14 protein-coding genes are annotated in these 19,600 nt (G+C 69.7%); 1 reads left to right on the top strand and 13 read right to left on the bottom strand.

Annotation, left to right across the window (positions count from 1 at the left end):
- Nucleotides 1–68: 68 nt before the first annotated feature.
- The 13 genes from ACQPZW_RS03815 to ACQPZW_RS03755 all read right to left on the bottom strand — a co-directional run bounded on the left by ACQPZW_RS03815 (nucleotide 69) and on the right by ACQPZW_RS03755 (nucleotide 17,876).
- Nucleotides 69–692, bottom strand: coding sequence for a hypothetical protein (locus ACQPZW_RS03815; protein WP_433793446.1), 624 nt, complete (start codon nucleotides 690–692; stop codon nucleotides 69–71).
- Between the two features lie 18 nt (nucleotides 693–710).
- Nucleotides 711–4,913 (bottom strand): polymorphic toxin-type HINT domain-containing protein, encoded by a 4,203-nt coding sequence (locus tag ACQPZW_RS03810; RefSeq protein ID WP_433793445.1) that lies wholly within the window; start codon nucleotides 4,911–4,913, stop codon nucleotides 711–713.
- 242 nt (nucleotides 4,914–5,155) lie between these two features.
- Complete coding sequence (locus ACQPZW_RS03805; RefSeq protein ID WP_433793444.1) at nucleotides 5,156–5,662, bottom strand: hypothetical protein; 507 nt, start codon at nucleotides 5,660–5,662, stop codon at nucleotides 5,156–5,158.
- A gap of 14 nt (nucleotides 5,663–5,676) precedes the next feature.
- A complete protein-coding gene (locus ACQPZW_RS03800) occupies nucleotides 5,677–7,968 on the bottom strand; it encodes a S1 family peptidase (protein WP_433793443.1) in 2,292 nt (763 codons plus the stop codon).
- A 239-nt stretch (nucleotides 7,969–8,207) separates the two neighbouring features.
- A complete protein-coding gene (locus ACQPZW_RS03795) occupies nucleotides 8,208–8,714 on the bottom strand; it encodes a hypothetical protein (protein ID WP_433793442.1) in 507 nt (168 codons plus the stop codon).
- A gap of 16 nt (nucleotides 8,715–8,730) precedes the next feature.
- Nucleotides 8,731–10,503, bottom strand: coding sequence for a trypsin-like serine protease (locus ACQPZW_RS03790; protein WP_433793441.1), 1,773 nt, complete (start codon nucleotides 10,501–10,503; stop codon nucleotides 8,731–8,733).
- 187 nt (nucleotides 10,504–10,690) lie between these two features.
- A complete protein-coding gene (locus tag ACQPZW_RS03785; protein WP_433793440.1) occupies nucleotides 10,691–12,166 on the bottom strand; it encodes an FG-GAP-like repeat-containing protein in 1,476 nt (491 codons plus the stop codon).
- A gap of 365 nt (nucleotides 12,167–12,531) precedes the next feature.
- Nucleotides 12,532–12,972: a hypothetical protein gene (locus ACQPZW_RS03780; RefSeq protein WP_433793439.1), complete on the bottom strand. Its 441-nt coding sequence runs from the start codon at nucleotides 12,970–12,972 to the stop codon at nucleotides 12,532–12,534.
- Between the two features lie 136 nt (nucleotides 12,973–13,108).
- Nucleotides 13,109–13,819 (bottom strand): ABC transporter permease, encoded by a 711-nt coding sequence (locus tag ACQPZW_RS03775; protein WP_433793438.1) that lies wholly within the window; start codon nucleotides 13,817–13,819, stop codon nucleotides 13,109–13,111.
- The gene (locus ACQPZW_RS03770; protein ID WP_433793437.1) at nucleotides 13,819–14,772 is read right to left on the bottom strand and encodes an ABC transporter ATP-binding protein; all 954 of its coding nucleotides are present in this window, start codon (nucleotides 14,770–14,772) and stop codon (nucleotides 13,819–13,821) included. The genes ACQPZW_RS03775 and ACQPZW_RS03770 overlap by 1 nt, the downstream gene beginning before the upstream one ends.
- Complete coding sequence (locus tag ACQPZW_RS03765; protein ID WP_360290884.1) at nucleotides 14,769–15,626, bottom strand: ABC transporter permease; 858 nt, start codon at nucleotides 15,624–15,626, stop codon at nucleotides 14,769–14,771. The genes ACQPZW_RS03770 and ACQPZW_RS03765 overlap by 4 nt, the downstream gene beginning before the upstream one ends.
- Entirely contained in the window at nucleotides 15,619–16,533 is a 915-nt protein-coding gene (locus ACQPZW_RS03760) for an ABC transporter ATP-binding protein (RefSeq protein WP_433793436.1), read from the bottom strand. The genes ACQPZW_RS03765 and ACQPZW_RS03760 overlap by 8 nt, the downstream gene beginning before the upstream one ends.
- A gap of 92 nt (nucleotides 16,534–16,625) precedes the next feature.
- Nucleotides 16,626–17,876 carry a glycoside hydrolase family 26 protein gene (locus ACQPZW_RS03755; RefSeq protein WP_433793435.1) on the bottom strand — a complete coding sequence of 417 codons (1,251 nt, stop codon included), beginning with the start codon at nucleotides 17,874–17,876 and terminating at the stop codon, nucleotides 16,626–16,628.
- A gap of 181 nt (nucleotides 17,877–18,057) precedes the next feature.
- Here ACQPZW_RS03755 and cysC point away from each other — a divergent pair, with 181 nt between their 5' ends.
- Nucleotides 18,058–19,578, top strand: coding sequence for an adenylyl-sulfate kinase (cysC, locus tag ACQPZW_RS03750; protein WP_433793434.1), 1,521 nt, complete (start codon nucleotides 18,058–18,060; stop codon nucleotides 19,576–19,578).
- Nucleotides 19,579–19,600: the final 22 nt, after the last annotated feature.

The raw sequence follows: 19,600 nt of genomic DNA, 5'->3' as shown, positions 1-19,600 counted from the left end.
ATGATATACAAAATGAACTATGTGATGTGCCCGTGTGTGGTCCGCGCCTCGGTCTGGTCCTCGAGCACTCAGGAGAGGACGTCGATCAGGTCGGCGTCGTGGCCGAGGGCTCGAGTGATCGTCAGAAGCTCCTGGTGCAGCGACTTCGGGATCGGCATGTAATACCGGGACGCGAGGTGCAGGAACACCCGGAACGCCAGGTCGGGGTGCCCGTGGCCGGCCAGATCACGCAGGATCCGCCGGGTTTCCGGCACGCCGCCCGGACAGGTCTCCGGAAACTCGTGGTCGGGGTGGGTGGTGAACCGGTCGATCGCCTGCCGGACGTGCTCCACCGTGGACGGCGAGACCGGGCGGCGGAGGAGCTCGTCCACCGCCGCCGGGTCGCTGTCGTGGTCGGCGAGCATCCGCTGGACGCTCGCCATCCATTCCCGGCCGGCGATGCCGTCCGGGGGTAGCCGGTGGACGCCCGCCGTCGCGGCACACCACAGATCCGCCAACTCGTCGGCGGTCGACGGGGTGGACAGCAACGTGCGGGCGTCGTGGGCGTAGAGGCTGCGAGTGAGCCGCCCGGCCATCGCCACCTCGCGCCGCATGATGCCCAACGCGTCAGGACCCGGCTCGCGTACGCCGTACAACTCGATGACGGACGAGAGGTCGATGAGGCCGAGACCGTCGGGCATCACACCAGCCACCGGTTTTCCCCTCCTCGGCTACGGCCGGCGCTTACCGGTCGGGAACGCGGTCTCCACCACGAACCCTCGCGGGTGACCCGGAACGCGGCGGATCCAGATCTCGTAGGTGTTACTGGTGTTGAACAGGTTGCCAGCGCTGTCCGCGACCCTGCCCAGCGGGCCGGACTCGTAGGCGCCGCGGAGCGTCAGGGAGACCTGTGAGCCGCCCTCCGGGTTCTCCCGCAGGAACTTGTCGATCCGCTTCTTCTCCTTCTTGAGGGCGTGGTTGATCACCTCTTGCGCGGTCGCCGCGTCCTTCCAGCGGGAAGCGTCCTTTCCTTCGTTCTGCGCCCGGGTCTTGATGCCGTCGTCGTCGATGTCGACGTGCTTGGCCTTCGTGTGCGCCGGCTCCGGCAGGCCCGGGATCTGCACGCCCTCGTCGGCGTCCAGCTCACCACAGTTGTGCACCAGCAGCGGCGTCTGCTCGGCCAGCACGTAGTAGGTGTGGAAGCCCCCGACGGTCAGGTTGTACGCGCTGGTGACCTCGGTGCGCTCTTTCACATCGGTGACCCGGACCCGGTCGCCGTCGGCGTCGAGCAGGTCGGTGCCGGCCGTCAACTGCCCGGCGGGCATCCAGGACTTGCGTGCGGGCACCCAGAACGGGTGGCCGGCGGTGGCGGAGATGGTCGCGGCGCCCTTGTCGCCGGCGACCTCGACGTCGACGATCTCCTTGGTCCCGTGACCGGTGATGGTCGCGGTGACCGGCCGTGCACCGGTCCGGCCGAACACCGGATCGGTGGCGAGCACCGAGTCACCGACCCGCAGGTCCTCGATCTCCTCGCTGCTGCCGTCGGCGAGCAGCACCCGGGTACCGGGGACGAAGCTGTTCGGGCACTTGCCCTTGCGGATCTTGTCGATGAGCTTCTTGATGTTGCGGAACTTGTCGGAGCTCTTCCACGCCTTGAGAGCCGTCGTGCCGTAGCCCAGCAGCGGAATCGCCGAGCCGGCGGACAGGATGCCGCCGAGCCAGTCGCCACGGCCGATGGACACCGCGGCGTCGATGCCGTCACAGACCTCGCCGGCGACGGGCACGAGACCGCAGCCCATCAGGACGAACTGGAGCATGTCCAGCATGACCTCGTCGTTCTCGCCGATGAACTGCTTGAGGTCGCCGAGCATCCGGCAACCGGGCGAGTTGGCGTTCGCCGGCGTCGCACACTTCGGCTGGTTCGCCAGCGCCTCCGCGAAATCCTTGTAGACCTTCAGGCACTCGGTGGACACCGCTGACGGGTCGAGCTGCAGACAGCCCCACGTCTTGTGGTCGTCGGCCGCGCTCCCCGTACCGTCCGAACCGGTGCCGTCCGTGGTGTCGCGCTGCCTGGCCTCGTACTCCTTCAGCTTCCGCGTGTAGATCGCGGACGCCTCCTTGGCGGCCGTGTCCGCGGCCGCCGCGTCCTTGCCGGCCGCGGTCGCGGACGCACGGGCCTCCCGCTTGGCGGCGTAGGCCGCGTCGGCGTCGGCACGCGCACGCTGGGCGGCAGCCGTGGCGGTCGCCGCGGACTGAGCGGCGGCGTTCGCGCTGGCCTGCGCCGAGGCGGCGGCCTGCTTGGCCTTGGTGGCCGACTGCGCGGCCTGGTCGGCCGACTTCTTCGCCTCGGCCGCACTGGCCTTGGCGTCGTTGGCGTAGCCGGCGGCCTTGTTGGCGTACGCGGCCGCATCAGCGGCGGCCTTGTTGGCCTCGTCGACCTTGCCCCACGCGTTCAGGGCGGCCTTGTTGGCGGTCGCCGCGTCGGCAAGAGACTTCTGCGCATACTCCTGCGACTGGATCACCAGAGCGCGAGCCGCCTGCACGTGCGCGGCCTGCTCCTGGTCCCGCTGCATCGCCTGGAACTGCGACGTCGTCAGGAAGTAGGTCAGGTAGGACTTGGGGCCGGCGAGCGCCACCTGCGCGGCGGCCTTCACCTCCGGCCCACCGGCCTCCATGATCCGGTAGACCTCGATACGGTCGTCCGCCGCACGAGCCGTGTACTGGCCCTCACGCAGGAACTTGTGCATGTCCGCGCTCGTGCCCGCCAGCGCCGCATTCGCGGCGTTCTTGACGTTCGGACCCGGAGACGCGTCCAGGATCGCGTAGATCTTCGAGCGATCCTGCGCCACCTTCCCGGCGTGGTTACGGGTTCGCAGGAACCGCTCCACAGCCGCGTCGTCACCGGTCAGCGCCGTCTGGGCGGCGGTCTTCTCGGTACCGTCGGGCAGCGTGTCGATCAGGCGCCACACCTTGGCCCGGTCGTCCTGGCCGACCGCGGTCCGGCGGCCCTCGGCCAGCCACGACCGCATCTCGGTCTCGCCGCCGGCGAGCGCCTCCTCGGCGGCGCCCTTCGTCCACTCGCTACCGGTGGTCAGCAGCGTCACCGCCGCCTTGCGGCCCTTCGCCAGCATGACGTCCGTGCCCGCGGTGGCCGCCTCGTTGAGCAGCTGGCGGGTGGCCGCGTCGACGCGGTCCTCCTCAGCGGTGTCCCAGAGGAGCTTGTTGTTCCAGGCGACGGCCTCGCCACCCTCGGCCTTCTGCTTCTCCTCCAGGCGAAGAGCGTCCTGCGCCTGAAGGATGCCCTGCTCGGTGGCCTCGGCGAGACGGGTGGTGTCGGCCTCGCGGGCCGCCTTCTCCAGATTCGCCGCCTGCTCAGCGGTGGCGACCGCCATGTTCGCGGCCTCGACCGCGGCCGCGGCGTGCTTGGACGCCTCGGTCGCCGATTTCTCACCACGCTCAGCAGCAGCCGCCGCAGCGTCGGCCGCGTCGGCAGCCCGCTCCGCGTGCGCGGCAGCCTGACGGGCGTACTCGAACGCCTGATCCGACGCCACCGCGGCCTTACGCGCGAAAGCAACCGCCCGCTCAGCGGCCCGCGCCGACGCGGCAGCAGCACGACGAGCGTCCTCGGCGGCCTTGCGTGCCCGCGCGGCCTCCGCCTCGGAGACACCCGCCTGCGCACCCGCATCGTCGGCGGCGGCAGCCGCCGCGTCCGCGTCCGAGCTGGCGCCCTTGGCCGCGTTGGCGGCCTTCTCCGCCTCCGCCAGCGCCCGGTCGCGCTGCGCGCGGACCTGGTCCAGCTCACGAGCCTTCGCCGCCGCATCCCGGGCGGCCTCGGCCGCGATCCGGGCGGTCCTGGCGTCACCGGCACCGGTACGCGCGTTCGCCGCCGCCTGCTGAGCACGAGCCGCAGCCTGCGCCGTCGCCGACGCCGCGGCAGTCGCCTTACGAGCAGCATCCGACGCGATCCCGGCGGCACGCATCGCCGCATTCGACGCACCCACGGCGTCACGGGCGGCGTCAGCCGCACCCTTCGCCGCGTCGGCAGCACGACCGGCGGCGGCGTCCGCCTTCTTCGCCGCCCCACCGGCGGCCCTGGTCTCCGCCGCGGCGGTCTGCGCCGCCTTCTTCGCCTCGTTCGCGGCGTTCGCCGCACGGTTCGACGCATCGGTCGCCGCGGTGGCCTCCCGCGCCGTCGTCTCGGACGCCTGCTTGGCCTGCTGCGTCAGGCTCTGCAGTGACGCCAGCTCCGCGTCCCGCGCACGGGCCACCAGCTGCCCGTAGCCAAGGAACTCCTGCAGCTCCTCGGGCGTTCCGGCCAGCGCCTCCTGCGCCGCGGCGTTCAGGACGGGACCGCTGTTCGTCGGTCCGCCGGTCAGCATCCGCGTCGCAGCGATCCGGTCGTCGGCGTACAGCGCCTTCTCGTAACCGGTGGAGAGGAAGTTCTCGAGATCCTCCGCGGAACCGGCAAGCGCGGTCTGCGCCGCGGTCTTGACCGTCGGCCCCCCGGTCTCCAGCAGACGGGTGGCACGGATCCGCTCATCGGCGTTCCAGCTGGAGGTCCAGCCGGTGTTGACGAACTGCCGGATCGCCGCCGGCGACGTCTGCATCGCCTGGAGCGCCGCGGCGCGGGTGGTCGGACCGTCCAAGGACGCCAGGGCCTGAGCGCCGGCCAACTCGTCGGCGGCCTGGGCCTCGTCGTAGCCGGTACTGAAGTACTGCCGGAGATCGTCGACGGAACCGGTCAGGGCGGCCGCGGCGGCGCGGCGCACCGAGGGGCCGCCGTTCAGCATGTCGGCCAGCGCGGTCGGCCGGTCGGTGATCGGGACGTCAGCCGACGCGGGAACTGCCGGATACAGCAGGGCGCCGGTCAGGAAGATCGACAGAGCCAGGGTACGGCGCCTGCCGCGCGTGAGGTCGGACAAGGGTCTGGACATCGTTCCCCCGTGATCGAAGTGGATCCACGGGGTACGGCGAAGGGAGCTTCATCGATCCCCCGTGGCTCGAGCAGCGATCAAAAACATAGATGGATGTCACGCGGTTGTAAACCGGTCACACTGTGACATCGGTGATGATCATCGCTTGACCACTCATCGCAGGAGGAGTAGGCGCAAACTGCTCAGGATCTAGACGACGAAGGGCGACCGCCCGAAAGCGGCCGCCCTTCTCATGTGCTTGATCAGCCGATGCGGAGCTCGACCAGGACCGCGGTCGGCAGACCGTTGCCGTCACCCGGATCGATCGCCTTCGGCGTGTTCGCCGGAATATCGAACACCTCAGTGCCCTCATCCGTCTGCGCCGTAGCCTTCACCGCAGAGTTACCGGCACGCACACCGAACGTCCCCGGCACCTCAAGCGTCAACACACCCTTCGCACCCGACGTCTTGAAGCAGTAGTAGTAGCCATACGGCTCCACCGCCACCGACTTCTCCACCTGAATCTCAGCAACCGGGCAATACACCTCGTCCTCAAAGGACTTCCGCGACGAGAACTGAATGTTCCCGTCACCCTTGAGAACCTTCAAACCGAACTCCGACAGAATCGCCTCAGCACCCGGGTGCGAGTAGTCCTCCACCAGCGACGACGGCGCATCCACCGCCTCCGCAGCCACACCAGCATGAGCAAACGTCAGCACACCAGCGGCCAGAACCGCCCCAGCACCGACCCACGGCACGATCTTCTTCATGGAGTTCTCCGTTCTCAGTCGCGGGGGCCGAAGCGGATGGGGTCCGCCCAGTCGATTGCCTTGTCGTCACGGACGGTGAAGTACAACAGCGCGCCCGTGGTGTCCTTGGCGAGGATCCCGGCACGCTTCTCCTGACCCAGAACGATCGGGGTGAGGCCGCTGCGGCTGTTCCATCCGGTGCCGGCGCCGGCGTCGACGCCCGGGCCGAACTGGGTGCCGGCCGCGGTGCCCGGGTAGATGTTCACGGCGCCGGTCGAGGTGACCACCGTGAGCAGGTCGTCGTAGTCGTCGTTGTTGACGCTGCCGAGGGTGACCTCCTTGCAGCAGCCCCAGCCGGTGCCGTAGACGACACCGGCGCTGAAGCTTCCGCCGGTGGCGTTGCCCTTGTACAGGAACAGCTGCTGGGTCGACGACTTCACCACGAGCAGGTCGTCGTACTGGTCACGGTCGACCTTGCCGATCGCCACGTCCCGCAGATCCGTGGACCAGCCGGAGCCGACCTGCACCCGGGCACCGAAGGTCACGCCGGCAGCGGTGCCGGGGTACAACCACTGGATGTCGGTCGCCGTCTCGATGGCCACCAGGTCGTCGTACGCGTCCCGGTTGATCCTGCCGACCGCCAACTCCCGCATGGTGTTCCAGTTGGTGCCGATCTGCACACGCGGCCCGAAGGTGTCGGCAGCGGTGCCGGGGTGCAGCCACAGCACACCGGCGGAGTCGGTGCCGATGACGTCGGTGTACGCGTCACGGTTGAACTTGCCGGTGACCAGGTTGGCCAGGTCGGACGGCTGCGGCACGTAGATCTTGCCACTGGGCTGGATGCGGGCGCCCCACCCGGCGGTCGCGGTACGCGGGTGCAGGTAGGTCCGCCCGTTCGCCGAGTCGACGCCGATCAGTCCCTGGATGCCGGTGTTGTCGACGGTGCCCTTGGCCAGGTAGGAGGCGTAGTTCCAGCCGGTTCCCGCGCCGGCGTCGGCACCGGGGCCGAACTGGGTGCCCGCGGCCGTGCCCGGGTAGATCCGCATCGCGCCGGTGGACGACTCGACGGTGATCAGGTCGTCGTAGTCGTCGGTGTTGAACTTGCCCACCTGCAGCTGCTTGCAGCAGCCCCAGCCGGTGCCGTAGACGACACCGGCGCTGAAGCTTCCGCCAGTGGCGTTGCCCTTGTACAGGAACAACTGCTGGGTCGACGACTTCACCACGAGCAGGTCGTCGTACTGGTCACGGTCGACCTTGCCGATCGCCACGTCCCGCAGATCCGTGGACCAGCCGGAGCCGACCTGCACCCGGTTGCCGAACACCCCACCCGCCGCGGTACCGGGATACAACCACTGGATGTTGGTCGCCGTCTCGATGACCAGCAGGTCGTCGTACGCGTCCCGGTTGACCTTGCCGACCGCGAACTCGCGCATGGCGTTCCAGCCGGTGCCGATGCGGACGCGGTCGCCGTAGGCGGTGCGGGTCTTCGTCCCCGGGTGCAGCCAGAGATTACCGGCGGCGTCGGCGGCGATCAGGTCCTCGATGCCGTCCCGGTTGAACTCGCCGGTGACCGGCTCGCGCAACCCGTCGGGCACGGTCGCGACACCGGCCCGGATCCAGTCGGAGAGATCATCGGTACGGGCCTCGAAGGCGCCCTCCCGGGTCTCCGACTCGCCGAGGCACCCGTTCTGCCAGGACGTGTCGCTGATGCCCACCAGTTGGGGGCCGCCCGCGGTCTCGCGGAACGCCGGTCCACCCGCGTCGCCCTTGCACAGGGTCGCTCCGCTGGTGGCGCCGCTCACCGCGAACGCGTCCGCGGTCACGTCGCCGACGGTGAACTCGCCGGCGTGCATCCGGGTCGGCACCCAGACGGTGCTTGTCCGGCCGTACCCGGCGATGCGCAGTGTCTCGCCCGCGACCGGAGCGCCGCCGTCGAGCGCCACCGGCGTGATGTTCTTGACCGGCGCGGACAGCTCCGCGAGCGCGATGTTGCGGCTGGCGTGCGGCGTGACCGACACCACGGACAGCCGGTGCCCCGTGACGGCCTGCAGGTTGGCGCGGCCGAGAACGACGGTCGTCGGCCGGGTCGGCGCACCGGCGGCGACCTGGCCGGTCCCGTCGGCGAAACAGGACTTGGCGGTGACGATCCACCGCGCGTGCACGAGCGCACCCGTGCAGGCGGCGTCCTCACCGAAACTCACCTTGGCGACGAAGGGCAGGCCGCCGTCCGGCACCTCCTGAGCGCCGGCCACCGCCAGCGCCGTCCCTCCACCTAGGAGGCCGACCGTGACGCCTGCTACGAGCAGGCCGGCCCCCCACGAACGCATATGTCTGCGCATCTCACTCCCCGTGTCTTCACCGACATGCAGCAGGCGAATGATAGAGAAGATCCTCGATAGAGTGGGGGTTAACACCAGCGGTCCGCGAAGCGGCCCATCCGCCGACCAGGGACATCAGGTCGCGGTCCGTCAACTTCCTCGATATTTAGTGACAGCAATCACATCGCCGTCGATCACTCCACGGGATGGGTCCGCGGCGCCGCCACGGCCCATCCCCGGAGAGATGATCAGCCGATGCGGAGCTCGACCAGGACCGCGGTCGGCAGACCGTTGCCGTCACCCGGATCGATCGCCTTCGGCGTGTTCGCCGGAATATCGAACACCTCAGTGCCCTCATCCGTCTGCGCCGTAGCCTTCACCGCAGAGTTACCGGCACGCACACCGAACGTCCCCGGCACCTCAAGCGTCAACACACCCTTCGTGCCCGACGTCTTGAAGCAGTAGTAGTAGCCATACGGCTCCACCGCCACCGACTTCTCCACCTGAATCTCAGCAACCGGGCAATACACCTCGTCCTCAAAGGACTTCCGCGACGAGAACTGAATGTTCCCGTCACCCTTCAACACCTTCAGGCCGAACTCCGACAGAATCGCCTCAGCACCCGGGTGCGAGTAGTCCTCCACCAGCGACGACGGCGCATCCACCGCCTCCGCAGCCACACCAGCGTTGGCGAACGTCAGCACACCAGCGGCCAGAACCGCCCCAGCACCGACCCACGGCACGATCTTCTTCATTGATTGTCAGCCTTTCTCAGGAGCGGTCTTCGGGCAGTTCGATGCTGCTGTAGGAACCGAACGTGGTGGATCGGTACGCCTGGACCGGAGCGGCGAAACCGCCGTTCGCGGCCGCGGTCAGGGTGTGCAGGGAGACGCTGCCGTCCGTACCGCCGAAGAGGGCGGCCAGGTCGTCGCGGCCGTCACCGTTGTAGTCACCGGCGGTGAGACGGGTGTTGTCCCACGAGCCCCACGCGGTGTTCGTGCTCTTCCAGGAGGTGAACGCGTTGTTCAGGGTGCCGTCGGCCTTGCCGGTCCAGGTCAGGACGGCCAGGTTGCCGTTGGAGTAGTTGTAGAGGCCGGCGACGTCACCGCGGCCGTCGCCGTTGAAGTCACCCGCGGCGATGCGCAGCCGGTTCGGGTCACCCCAGTACGGTTCGGCCGGCACATACCAGATCCGCTTGTCCTCGTCGAAACCGCCGGAGGCGTTGGCGGTCCAGCCGTAGATGCCGACGCTGTAGTCGGCGAAGCCGTAGAAGGAGCCGACGTCGTCGCGGCCGTCGCCGTTGAAGTCGCCGCTGAAGACCTTCATGCGGCCGATCTCGCCCCAGTACGGGGTGGCGTCGTTGAACCACTTGCGGGTCGGGCTGCCGAACGTGCCGTCGGCGCGGGCCGTCCACAGGAACAGGCCGATGCTGGCGTTGGCGTAGTTGTAGAAGCCGGCCAGGTCGGTGCGGCCGTCGCCGTTGTAGTCGCCGCTGGTCATCAGCATGCGGTCGTACGAGCCGAAGGTGGTGCTGGTCCACGACCGGACCGCGGGCGAGCAGGTGCCGTCCGCCTTGGTCAGGAAGGTGTCGAGGGTCAGCGTCTGCCCGTTGCTGCCGCCGTTGAAGACGACCTGGTCGATGATGTCGTCACCGTTGAAGTCGCCGCGGAAGACCTTGTTCCTGGCGGCGGTGTAGAGGCCGGCGGCCGTGTTGCAGCCGCCACGCGCCGACATCGTGCCGGCGGCGCTGGTGACGAAGGTGAACGGGCCGACCGCGCCGGAGGCGTAGTTGTAGGTCAGTGTCACGTCGTCGCGGTGGTCCTCGGCGAGACCTCCGGGCGCGTACGTGCGGATCCAGGTCGCGATGTCGTCGACACGGGTCTCGACGGCGTCGCGTTCGGTGGCGGTCGAGCCGAGGCAGCCGCCCTGAGCGGACGTGTGGTGGATCGCCACCAGCTCGACGGCGCCGGCGTTCTCCCGGAGGGCTGGGCCACCGGCGTCGCCCTTGCAGATGCCCGGCTGGGTGTCGACGAGTCCGGCCACGTCGATCAGGCCGGCACCGACGGCGCCGACCTGGAACTGGGCCGAGTGCAGAGCGTCCGGCACCCACGTGGTCGCGGTGCGGCCGTAGCCGGCCAGGCGGAGCACGTCACCGGCGGCCGGGGCGGTGGCGCCCAGCGCCACCGGGGCGATCGTGGTCGGCTGGTTCAGCTTGACCAGCACGACGTTGCGGTCGGGGTGCGGCACGATGCGAGCCGCGGTACGGACCTGGCCGGCCGTGCCGGTCAGATCGGCCCGCCCGATCGTCACCGTAGTCGGCTGGGCAGGCTTGCCGGCGGCCGGAGCCTCGCCGAAGCACGCCTTCGCGGTGATCACCCACTGCGGGTCGACGAGCGCGCCGGTGCAGGCCTGGCCGACACCCCGCTCACCGATCGCGAGATGCGCCACGAAGCTGTAGGTGCCCTGCTCCACCAGGGCGCCACCGGTGACGCCGAGAGCAGGGGTGCTCCCGGTGACGCCGAGGACGATCGCTGTTGCGGTCACACCGGCCCACCCGGCCCGCCGCGACAATCGTGTCGCTGCGTTCCTGGATGCCCCGTGACCGAATATCTCGTAGCGCAACTGCGACTACCTCCTGAACAGATGGTTGACGACGGACGGCCGCCAGCATAGGTGCATGTCTCGATGCCCGCTGGCCTGCCCGCATTCGTCAGGGCGAATGCGAGCCGGGTCACTCGATGACGGCACCTCCGGCGATGCGCTGCGGGCCGGTCCAGCCCGCGGTGCCGTTGGTCCAGGCGTCCACCGAGCCGTTCAGATTGATGCGCAGATAGTCGGCGCGGGCGTCAGCGGTGTACCGGGCGAAGCGCACCTGGTCGTGATCGGCCGTCGCACCCGGCGCCACCCGGCCCAGGCCCTGCCAACCGCCACGCCCGTCACCGCCGCGGTTCAACCAGGCATCCACCGCGCCGGTCTCGTCGAGCCACAGGTAGTCCGCTCTGGCATCACCGTCGTAGTCGGCCAGCCGGACCCGGCTCGCGTCCGTGGTCAGTCCGCCGGCGACCTTGCCGTGGTCGACCCAGCCGCCGTGCCCGTCGCCGCCACGGTTCAGGTAGACGACCACCGAGCCGTCGGCGCTGAACAGGAAGTAGTCGGCCCTGCCGTCGCCGTCGAAGTCGGCGAACCGCACCAGTTGGGCATTCGCGGTCAGGCCGGTCGCGACCTGACCCAGCAGCGGCCAGCCGCCTCCGCTGTCACCGCCGCGGTTCAGGTACGCCCGTACCGCACCGCTCGGCTGGACCCACAGGTAGTCGGCCCTGCCGTCGCCGTCGAAGTCCGCGATCCGGACCTGCCTGCGGTCGCTGGTCAGCCCGGTCGCGACCTGACCGAGGTACGACCAGGTGGCGTTGCCGCGGTTGAGCCAGACGTGCACGGCGCCACCATCGGCGATCACCCAGTAGTCGTCGCGCCCGTCACCGTCGAAGTCGGCCCACCGCACCTTGCTTCCGGTCTCCGGCGCGCTTCCGGCCGGAGCCGGCGACGTGGTCATCGCGCCCTCGGCGACCACCTGCTGAAGCGCCGTGAAATACGTCTGAGCGATCACCGCGTAACCCGAGTCGGCGGGGTGCAGCCGGTCGGCCATCTGATCGGCGGTGAGGGGGAAATCCACATACCGGATCCGGTTGCCCGCCGCCGCCCGGTCCGCGACCATCTGCTGCGCCCGGGTGTTGAAGTCGTCCACCCGCGCCGCCAGCGCCGGATCGTGCGGCAGGAGCCCGGCGAGCACGACGGTCACGGTCGGCCGGGCGGTGAAGATCGTGGCGAGCAGGTCCTGGAGATCCTTCGGCGCGTCCTGGGTGGGCTGGCGGTCCAGGTCGTTGATGCCGATGTGCAGGAGTACGACATCCGGCGCGGAACTGGTCAGCCAGGAGGCCGCGTTCGCGTTGATCTGCTCGATGAACCAGCCGCTGTGGCCTTCGTGCTGCGGGTCCGCGACCGCGCCGGAGCGCTGCGACCCGACGAGGTCGATCGTGAAGGCGGACTGGTTCCGCACCTTCTGCCACAGCGGTGGGCGGTAGCCGCCACCGATGTCGCTGCCGGCGCCGTAGGTGATCGAGTCACCGAGCGGCAGCACCCGCAGATGCGGCACGTCAGCGGCAACGGCCGCGCCGGGAGCGACGAGCGCGGAGGCCAGAAGGGAGAACATGCCGACGACGGCTACACCGATCGGCCGCCACGAAAATCTCAACGCCATTGCTTGCCTTCCCCCGTTTGCGCCTGCTGGCTCGCCACAAGGGAAGTGCAAAGCGGATCGTGCGCATGGCTGCGCCGTCCGGCACCGTCGATCCCCCGTAGATCGAGCAGAGCCAAACCATAGATCGATGTCACGGCGAAGTAAATCGACGTGCTGTGATCTCCGTTACCGCCGCGACGGCACGAGGGCCGTGAGCAGCGCTTCAGCCGCCGTCGTGGCACGAGGCTCAGCGGACGGGCCCCACCCCTTCCCGGGACGGGGCCCACCTCCATCGCGGGGAGTCGAGGCGCCCCGCCATGTCCACCCGGACCGTCGTGTCAGACACGGACGCAGTGGGTGCCCAGATCGGCGAAGGAGGCCTCCTCGGGGGTTCCCGGAGCGACCCGGCAGAGCCCGAACCGGAAGCCCCGCGTCCCGAACAGGGGCAGGAAGGAGTGCGACTCCACCGGCAAAGCGCCCGCGCCGCAGAGCCGCGGCGAGTTGAAGCCGCTCCCGAGCAGGTCGGCGGCGACGTAGTAGCGCAGGTAGTAGCACTGGCCGTCGGATGCGGCGACCGTGATGCCGCCGACGATGTCCGCGTAGCGGCCGGTCGTCACCGATCGGTATTCGAGTGTCCCGGTGGCGGCGGCCGCGCCGTTGGCGACCTTCCACGAGGTCGGCGCGGCCTGCGCGGGGCTCGACAGGGCGAGCGTGGCGACGGTTGCCACGACCGCCGACGCGGCGGCGGCGACACGGCTGGAAGTCCACAGGCGATTCATGTGCGTTCCCCTCGACGTGAGTGCTTGGAACGCGAACATAAGCGGACTTCGAGGGTCGGGGAGGCGCTGTATAGAGGACTCGAATAGCGGCGGCCCGCGTCACCGTGCGGTGACGCGGGCCTCAGTCGCTGTCGGGTCAGCTGGTCTCGCCGGCCACGCTGAACGAGGACAGGCGGTTGATGGCGGCCAGGGTGCCCAGGACGATGAAGATCGCGCTCATCACGAGGGCGGTGGTCAGGCCGATCGTGGACTCCAGGATGGCGGTCGGGGCGATCTTGTCGGCGATGGTGACCACGTACTGGCCGATCGCCAGGTTCTTCGTGCCGCTGACGAAGTTTCCGAGCAGACCCTCCCAGACCAGGATGTAGACCAGGCCGACCAGCACCGGACGACGGCTGAGCAGGCTGAAGAGCAGGAACAGCGCGGAGTACGCGAACGCGCCGACCACCGCGGCCACGGCCAGGGCGACGCCCAGCTTGATCGAGCCGGCCAGCGCTCCGGTGACGAAGAGCGGCACGGCCGACACCACGGCGGTGACGGCGGCGGCGACCGCGTACTTCGCCAGGATGATCTCGTAGCGGGGCAGCGGCTTGGTGAGGATGTGCACGATCGTGCCGTCGTCCACCTCGGAGCCGAGGACGCCGGTGCCGACGATGAGGGCCACGACCGGGAGCACCACGGCCAGGCCCAGGCCGACGATGACCGCCTGGCCCCACATGTCGGGCGACACACCGTACGCCCGGCAGATCAGGGCCAGCCCGATCAGCAGCACCGGCAGCGGCAGGAGCAACAGGGCTCGGCGACGGCCGAAGAGGCCGCGCGCGGTGATGAAAGCAACCGTGGACATCAGCCCTCCAGCAGGTAGGAGAAGACGCTCTCCAGGGACTCGTCGGACGGCACCAGCTGGCGCAGCCGGATGCCCTGGTCGAGAGCGATACGGGGCAGCACGCGGGTGAAGCTGCCGTAGTCGGAGGCCCGCACGGTCAGCCCGGTGGCCTCGATCTCGATGCCGGCGACCGACTTCTCGCCGATCAGCGCGACGGCCAGCCGGCGGTCGTCGGAGCTGCGCACGGCGAAGACGTGCGGCCGGGTGGTCATCAGGCGACGGATCTTGCGGTAGTCGCCGGAGGCGGCCAGACGGCCGGCCACGATCACCTGGACCAGCCCGGCGACCTGCTCGACCTCCTCCAGGATGTGCGAGCTGAACAGGATGGTGTGCCCGTTGTCGCCGAGGCGGTGCAGCAACTCCATCATGTGCATGCGCTGGCGCGGGTCCATGCCGTTGAACGGCTCGTCGAGCAGCAGCACCCGCGGCTCGTGCACCAGAGCCGCGGCGACCCGGGTGCGCTGCCGCATGCCTTTGGAGAAGGTCTCGATGCGGCGCTCGGCGGCGCCGGTCATCTCGACCAGTTCCAGCGCGCGCTGGGCGGCGGCGGCCGGGTTCGGCAGCTTCTGCATCTTGGCGCAGGCGGTCACGAACTGGCGGGCGGTGAGGAAGCCGTGCACCGACTCGCGCTCGGTGACCAGACCGAGGTCACGGTAGATCGCCGGGTTGCGCCAGGTCGGCTTGCCGTCGATGGTGACGGTGCCCTTGGAGGGCGCCAGGAAGCCGGCCATCATGTGCAGCACGGTGGTCTTGCCGGCGCCGTTCGGCCCGAGCAGACCGGTCACCCCGGGGTGCAGCGACATCGAGATGTCGTTCACGGCGACCACGTTGCCGTACCACCGGGAGACGGTGGACAGCTCGACCACGCCGGCGGTGGTGGTGGACGTCTCGGCCGGGAGCGTCTGGGTGGTCACAGCGAGGCCACCTTCCGGTAGCGGGCCAGCAGGATGAGGAGACAGACGGCGATCAGGCAGACCGCCTCGATGCCGTAGATCGGGCCGAACCGGCCCAGTTCAAGGTCGAATCGGCCGCCCATCCACTGCCCGACCCCGGCGAGCAGGGTCATCGGGCTGGACAGGAAGGCCAGCTGGTTGGCGGTGGTGGAGGGCAGGGAGCTGAGAACCCCGACGATCGGGGTGGTCACCAGGAAGACCGCCACGATGCCGCCGGCCGCGAACGCCTGCTTGCCGGTGAAGGAGGCGACCAGCAGGCCGATGGCGGCGAACATGAGCGCCCAGAGCAGGCTGTAACCCCAGCCGGGCAGCAGGTCGCCCAGCTCGTTGAACACACCCTTGACGCCGTCCTTGGTGGTGAACGCGGCGCCGAGGAACATGATGAACTGCGGCACGCCGAGCAGCAGCCAGATCGCGCTGACCATGGCGGCGAACTTGGCCGAGACGTAGTCGGCGGCACGCAGCGGCCGACTGAAATACAGCGGGAGCACGCCGGCCCGCAGATCACGGGAGACCAGCTGCGGCGCCACGATCGCGGTGAAGAAGATGATCAGGAAGCTCATCTGGCCGGCGAACTCGAGGTAGCTCAGCACCGACTCACCGGTGAGGGAGCGGATCGCGGCCACGATCACCGCGACCAGCAGCATGATGCCGAAGACCAGCCAGGGGAAGATCTTCGCCTTGGCGGAACGGCCCAGACCGTACGCCGCGCGCAGCCCGTGCACATAGAGCGCCTGCTGCATCGCGAACCGGCCCAGACGCGGGCCGTCGTAACGCTGGTATCCGATGTCATGGATGACGCCGGCCTCAGACATCGGCCGTCTCCTTCTTGGTGAAGAGCTCGGCGACGCGGTGCCGACGCTGGTCCAGGCGGTGCAGGTTGAGGTCGAGATCGGTGACCGCGTGCAGGATCCGGTCGTACGCCTCGTCCGACTCCAGCGGCACGAGCAGCAGCCGGCCCTCACGGGTGACCGCCAGCCCACGCTCGGCGAGGGCGGCGGCCAGCTCGTCCATGCCGTCGGCGACCTCGACCGCCAGGATGTCGGACGCCTCGGTCATCGAGGAGATCCGGTCGGCGCGCAGCAGGCGGCCGCCCTCGATCGCGATGAGCGAGTCACAGATCCGCTCGACCTCGCCGAGCAGGTGCGAGCAGACGACCACGGAGATGCCGAACTCGTTGCCGATCCGATGGATCAGGTTGAGCATGGCGTCCCGGCCGGCCGGGTCGAGGCCGTTGGTCGGCTCGTCGAGCAGCAGCAGGTCGGGGTCGTGCACGAGGGCCTGGGCCAGCTTGACCCGCTGCTTCATGCCGGTCGAGTAGCCGCCGATCTGCCGGTAGCGCTCCTCGTAGAGGCCGACGTGCCGCAGCGCCTCGGAGGCACGCTCGCGGGCCGCGGTCTTCGGCAGGCCGCTCATCCGGGCCAGGTGGGTGACGAACTCGGCGGCCGAGACGTCCGGCGGTAGGCAGTCGTTCTCCGGCATGTAGCCGACACGGGCGCGAACCCGGTCGGTCTGCGTGACCGGGTCGAGGTCGAAGACCCGGAGGCTGCCGCTGGAGGGCGACAGCAACCCGAGCATGATCTTGATGAAGGTGCTCTTGCCGGCGCCGTTGGCGCCGACCAGGCCGATGACGCCGGCATCGACCGCGACGGTGAGGTCCGCGAGGGCGGTCACCCCGCCGCCGTACGTCTTGGTCAGCCCGTCCGTAACGATGATGGTCACGGGCTCAGCCTAGAAAGCGGCCGCACGGATATGGATCCGGAACTCCCCTGAGAGGTACTCAGGGTTTCTCAGCCCGCTCTCAGCTTCGCCCCTTAGCTCAGGGACACCTGGAAGACCGGGAGCCTGCCGAGTCGACGGTACTCGCGCAGGGCGTCGGGTGTGCTGTCCACCGACGAGTCCTGGCCCTTGTGGTTGGACGGGGTCTCGAAGTGCACCATCGCCTTGATCTTGGGGAACCGGCTGATCTGGTCACCGACCTCACGGTAGAACTCGGCCATGTGGTCCGGGTTGCGCTTGGAGAACCAGACTCCCCACTCGGCGACCATGAGCGGTTTGCCGGGGTGGCGCCGGGTCACCCAGTTGTAGAAGCCGGGCCAGTTCGGCTTGCTGGCCGACCGGCGGTTGAGCAGCTCGGCGAAGTCGCCGTGGCCGTACCCCGGGTCGCTGTAGGAATAGGTGTCGAAGCCGATCCAGTCGACCACGTCGTTGCCCGGGTACATGTGCTGGAACCAGCTCTTGGTGGTGTGCGGCACGTACGCCATGTGGACCAGAACGGTCACCACGTTGTGGGCGCCCTCCGCCCGTAGCCGCTTCACCACGTGCCGGAACATCGCCGCGTAGTCGCGCGCCGTGTACCCCGAGCCGGGCTGCTCGCGGACCTGGTCCTCGGCCTCGTGGTGGATCGCGAAGAAGAACCTTTCCCGGTAGTTCTGCCGGATGTGCGCGGCGAGCCGGGTCAGGAACTCGTCGGTGGCCCGGTCGCCGCGGGCGATCCCGGCCCAGGTGGCGCTCTCCGGTTTCCAGTTGAGCAGCAGGATCCGCTTGCGGCCGGGCTCGCGCGAGATGGCGATCTCCTGCGGGGTCGGGAAGACCTGGCGGATGCCGCGGTGGTAGGCGTGGAACACCGCCTGGTGCCGGCCGGTCTTGCGCTCGAACTCGGCGAGGGCCTGCACGCCGCGGGCCTCGGTACGCGCGCCGGGCGCCACGCCCCACAGGATGCCGCAGGTCGGGACCAGCCTCGCCCCGGTGCGGCAGCCGCGCGGCGCCGACTCCCCCGGATAGCTCGCCAGGTGGTCGGAGCCCCGATCGGTGGCCACCGGGATGGGCGTGGTGACGGCGTGCCGGGTGGGAGTCGTGACGGCACGCGGGGTGAGTGCCGGGGCGACCCGGGTCACCGATGGTGACGGCGCGGGCGATGGTGCGGACGACGGCTCGATGAGGGCGGGGGGACCGGTCGTAGCGCCGCGCCGGTCCGGCCCACCGCTGTACGCCCAGGAGAGCGTTGCGGTCATCGACATGGTGAAGGCCGTGGTCAGCGCGACGAGTTGCAGGGACTTTCTCACAAGGGCCGAGTATCAAAGGATCGCGGCGTAATGTCCAGTAACACCCGGATTTAAATGTAAAGTGCGTTTTGACAGCTTTCATCCTTACCGGGGAAAGATCAGGATTGGACTGAGATCCCGACTCGACCCGGTCGACAGCGCCTGGGAAACTGTCCCCCAAACAGCTTCAGGGGGATACGAAGTGAATGGTTCGGTACTACCCGAGGACGTTCTCCGGGACGCGCCCTCCTTCACCCCACGCCCCTATGAGCTGGCCGACCTCGAGCTTCTGCTCTCCGGCGCCTACGCTCCGCTGACCGGCTTCCTGGGCCGCGCCGATCTGGCGACGCTCGCCCGGCGCGGGCAGCTCGCCGACGGCACCCCGTGGCCGGTGCCGGTGACCTGCGAGGTCCCCGGTGAGGTGGCGGTCGCGCTGGACCCGGCCGACCCGGCTCGCCGCACGCTGGTGCTGACCGACCCGGAGGGCGCGCCGGTCGCCGCGATCGAGGTCACCGACGTGTGGCCGACCGGGGAGAACAGGTTCGGCATCGGCGGGCCGGTGCAGCGGATGGGCGACGGCGGGCACGGGCCGTTCCAGCGGCTGCGGCGCACCCCGGAGGAGGTCCGGGCACTGATTCCGCCGGGCCGCGTGCTGGGCGTCATCGCCGACCGGCCACTGCACCGGCCGCAGCTGGCGCAGATCGCGCACGCCGCCCGTACCCTTGCGGCTCATCTCTTGATCTTGATCCCGGTCAGCGGACCGGGACCGGACGGCCTGCCGCCGGAAGCGCTGGTCCGCTCGATCTTCGCGGCGCGCGACCGGATGCCCCCGGCGACCGTGGTCGCGGTGCCGCTACTGACCCGCGGCGACGAGATGCGTGACGCACTGCTGCGCGCCAAGGTGGCGGCCGCCTACGGGGTGAGCCACGTGCTCTCCACCGGCGACACCCTCTCCGGGGCCGGGCTGCGCGTGCTGGTGCCGCGCGAGCTGGCCTACGACAACCGGGACGGGCAGTGGCGCTGGCGCGACGACATCCCGCCACGCAACCGCCGCCTGGCGATGAGCCCGACCGAGATCGACGACCTGCTCGACCGGGGCTTCCCGCTGCCGGAGTGGCACACGCCGCCGGCCGTGGCCCGCGAGCTGTCCCGGGTGCGGCCGCCGCGCCGGCACCGCGGCCTGGTGGTGTTCTTCACCGGCCTGTCCGGGTCCGGCAAGTCGACGATCGCCCGCAACCTGGCCGACGCCATGCGGGAGAACGGGGATCGCACGATCACCCTGCTCGACGGCGACGTGGTGCGCCGGGAGCTGACCGCCGGCCTGGGCTTCAGCAAGGCCGACCGGGACCGTAACGTGCGCCGGATCGGCTGGGTCGCGGCCGAGGTCGGCCGGCATCGCGGCATGGCGGTGGCCTGCCCGATCGCGCCGTACGAGGAGGCCCGCGCGGCGGCCCGGCGGATGGCGGTCGAGGCCGGCGCCGGGTTCGTCCTGGTACACGTGGCCACGCCGCTGGAGGTGTGCGAGAGCCGGGACCGCAAGGGGCTCTATGCGCGGGCGCGGGCCGGGCAGTTGCGCGGGATGACCGGCATCGACGATCCGTACGAGGAGCCGACCGACGCCGAGCTGACCGTGGACACCACGACGATGACCGTTCCGGAGGCGGTCGAAATGGTGCTCAGTCATCTGGTGGAAAACGGTTGGGTGGAGCCCAAAATGGGATAAACCCATCACTTTCGGCGAGAGT

Origin of the sequence: Actinoplanes sp. CA-252034, from assembly GCF_050956125.1 — a bacterium.
Classification (GTDB): Bacteria; Actinomycetota; Actinomycetes; order Mycobacteriales; family Micromonosporaceae; genus Actinoplanes.
This window is presented reverse-complemented; position numbering and strand designations above follow the sequence as displayed.

Bases quoted from the DNA above. Each gene is read 5' to 3' on its own strand.
- ACQPZW_RS03810 (WP_433793445.1), bottom strand. From the start codon at position 4,913: ATGTCCAGACCCTTGTCCGACCTCACGCGCGGCAGGCGCCGTACCCTG.
- ACQPZW_RS03805 (WP_433793444.1), bottom strand. From the start codon at position 5,662: ATGAAGAAGATCGTGCCGTGGGTCGGTGCTGGGGCGGTTCTGGCCGCT.
- ACQPZW_RS03800 (WP_433793443.1), bottom strand. From the start codon at position 7,968: ATGCGTTCGTGGGGGGCCGGCCTGCTCGTAGCAGGCGTCACGGTCGGC.
- ACQPZW_RS03795 (WP_433793442.1), bottom strand. From the start codon at position 8,714: ATGAAGAAGATCGTGCCGTGGGTCGGTGCTGGGGCGGTTCTGGCCGCT.
- ACQPZW_RS03785 (WP_433793440.1), bottom strand. From the start codon at position 12,166: ATGTTCTCCCTTCTGGCCTCCGCGCTCGTCGCTCCCGGCGCGGCCGTT.
- ACQPZW_RS03780 (WP_433793439.1), bottom strand. From the start codon at position 12,972: ATGAATCGCCTGTGGACTTCCAGCCGTGTCGCCGCCGCCGCGTCGGCG.
- ACQPZW_RS03775 (WP_433793438.1), bottom strand. From the start codon at position 13,819: ATGTCCACGGTTGCTTTCATCACCGCGCGCGGCCTCTTCGGCCGTCGC.
- ACQPZW_RS03765 (WP_360290884.1), bottom strand. From the start codon at position 15,626: ATGTCTGAGGCCGGCGTCATCCATGACATCGGATACCAGCGTTACGAC.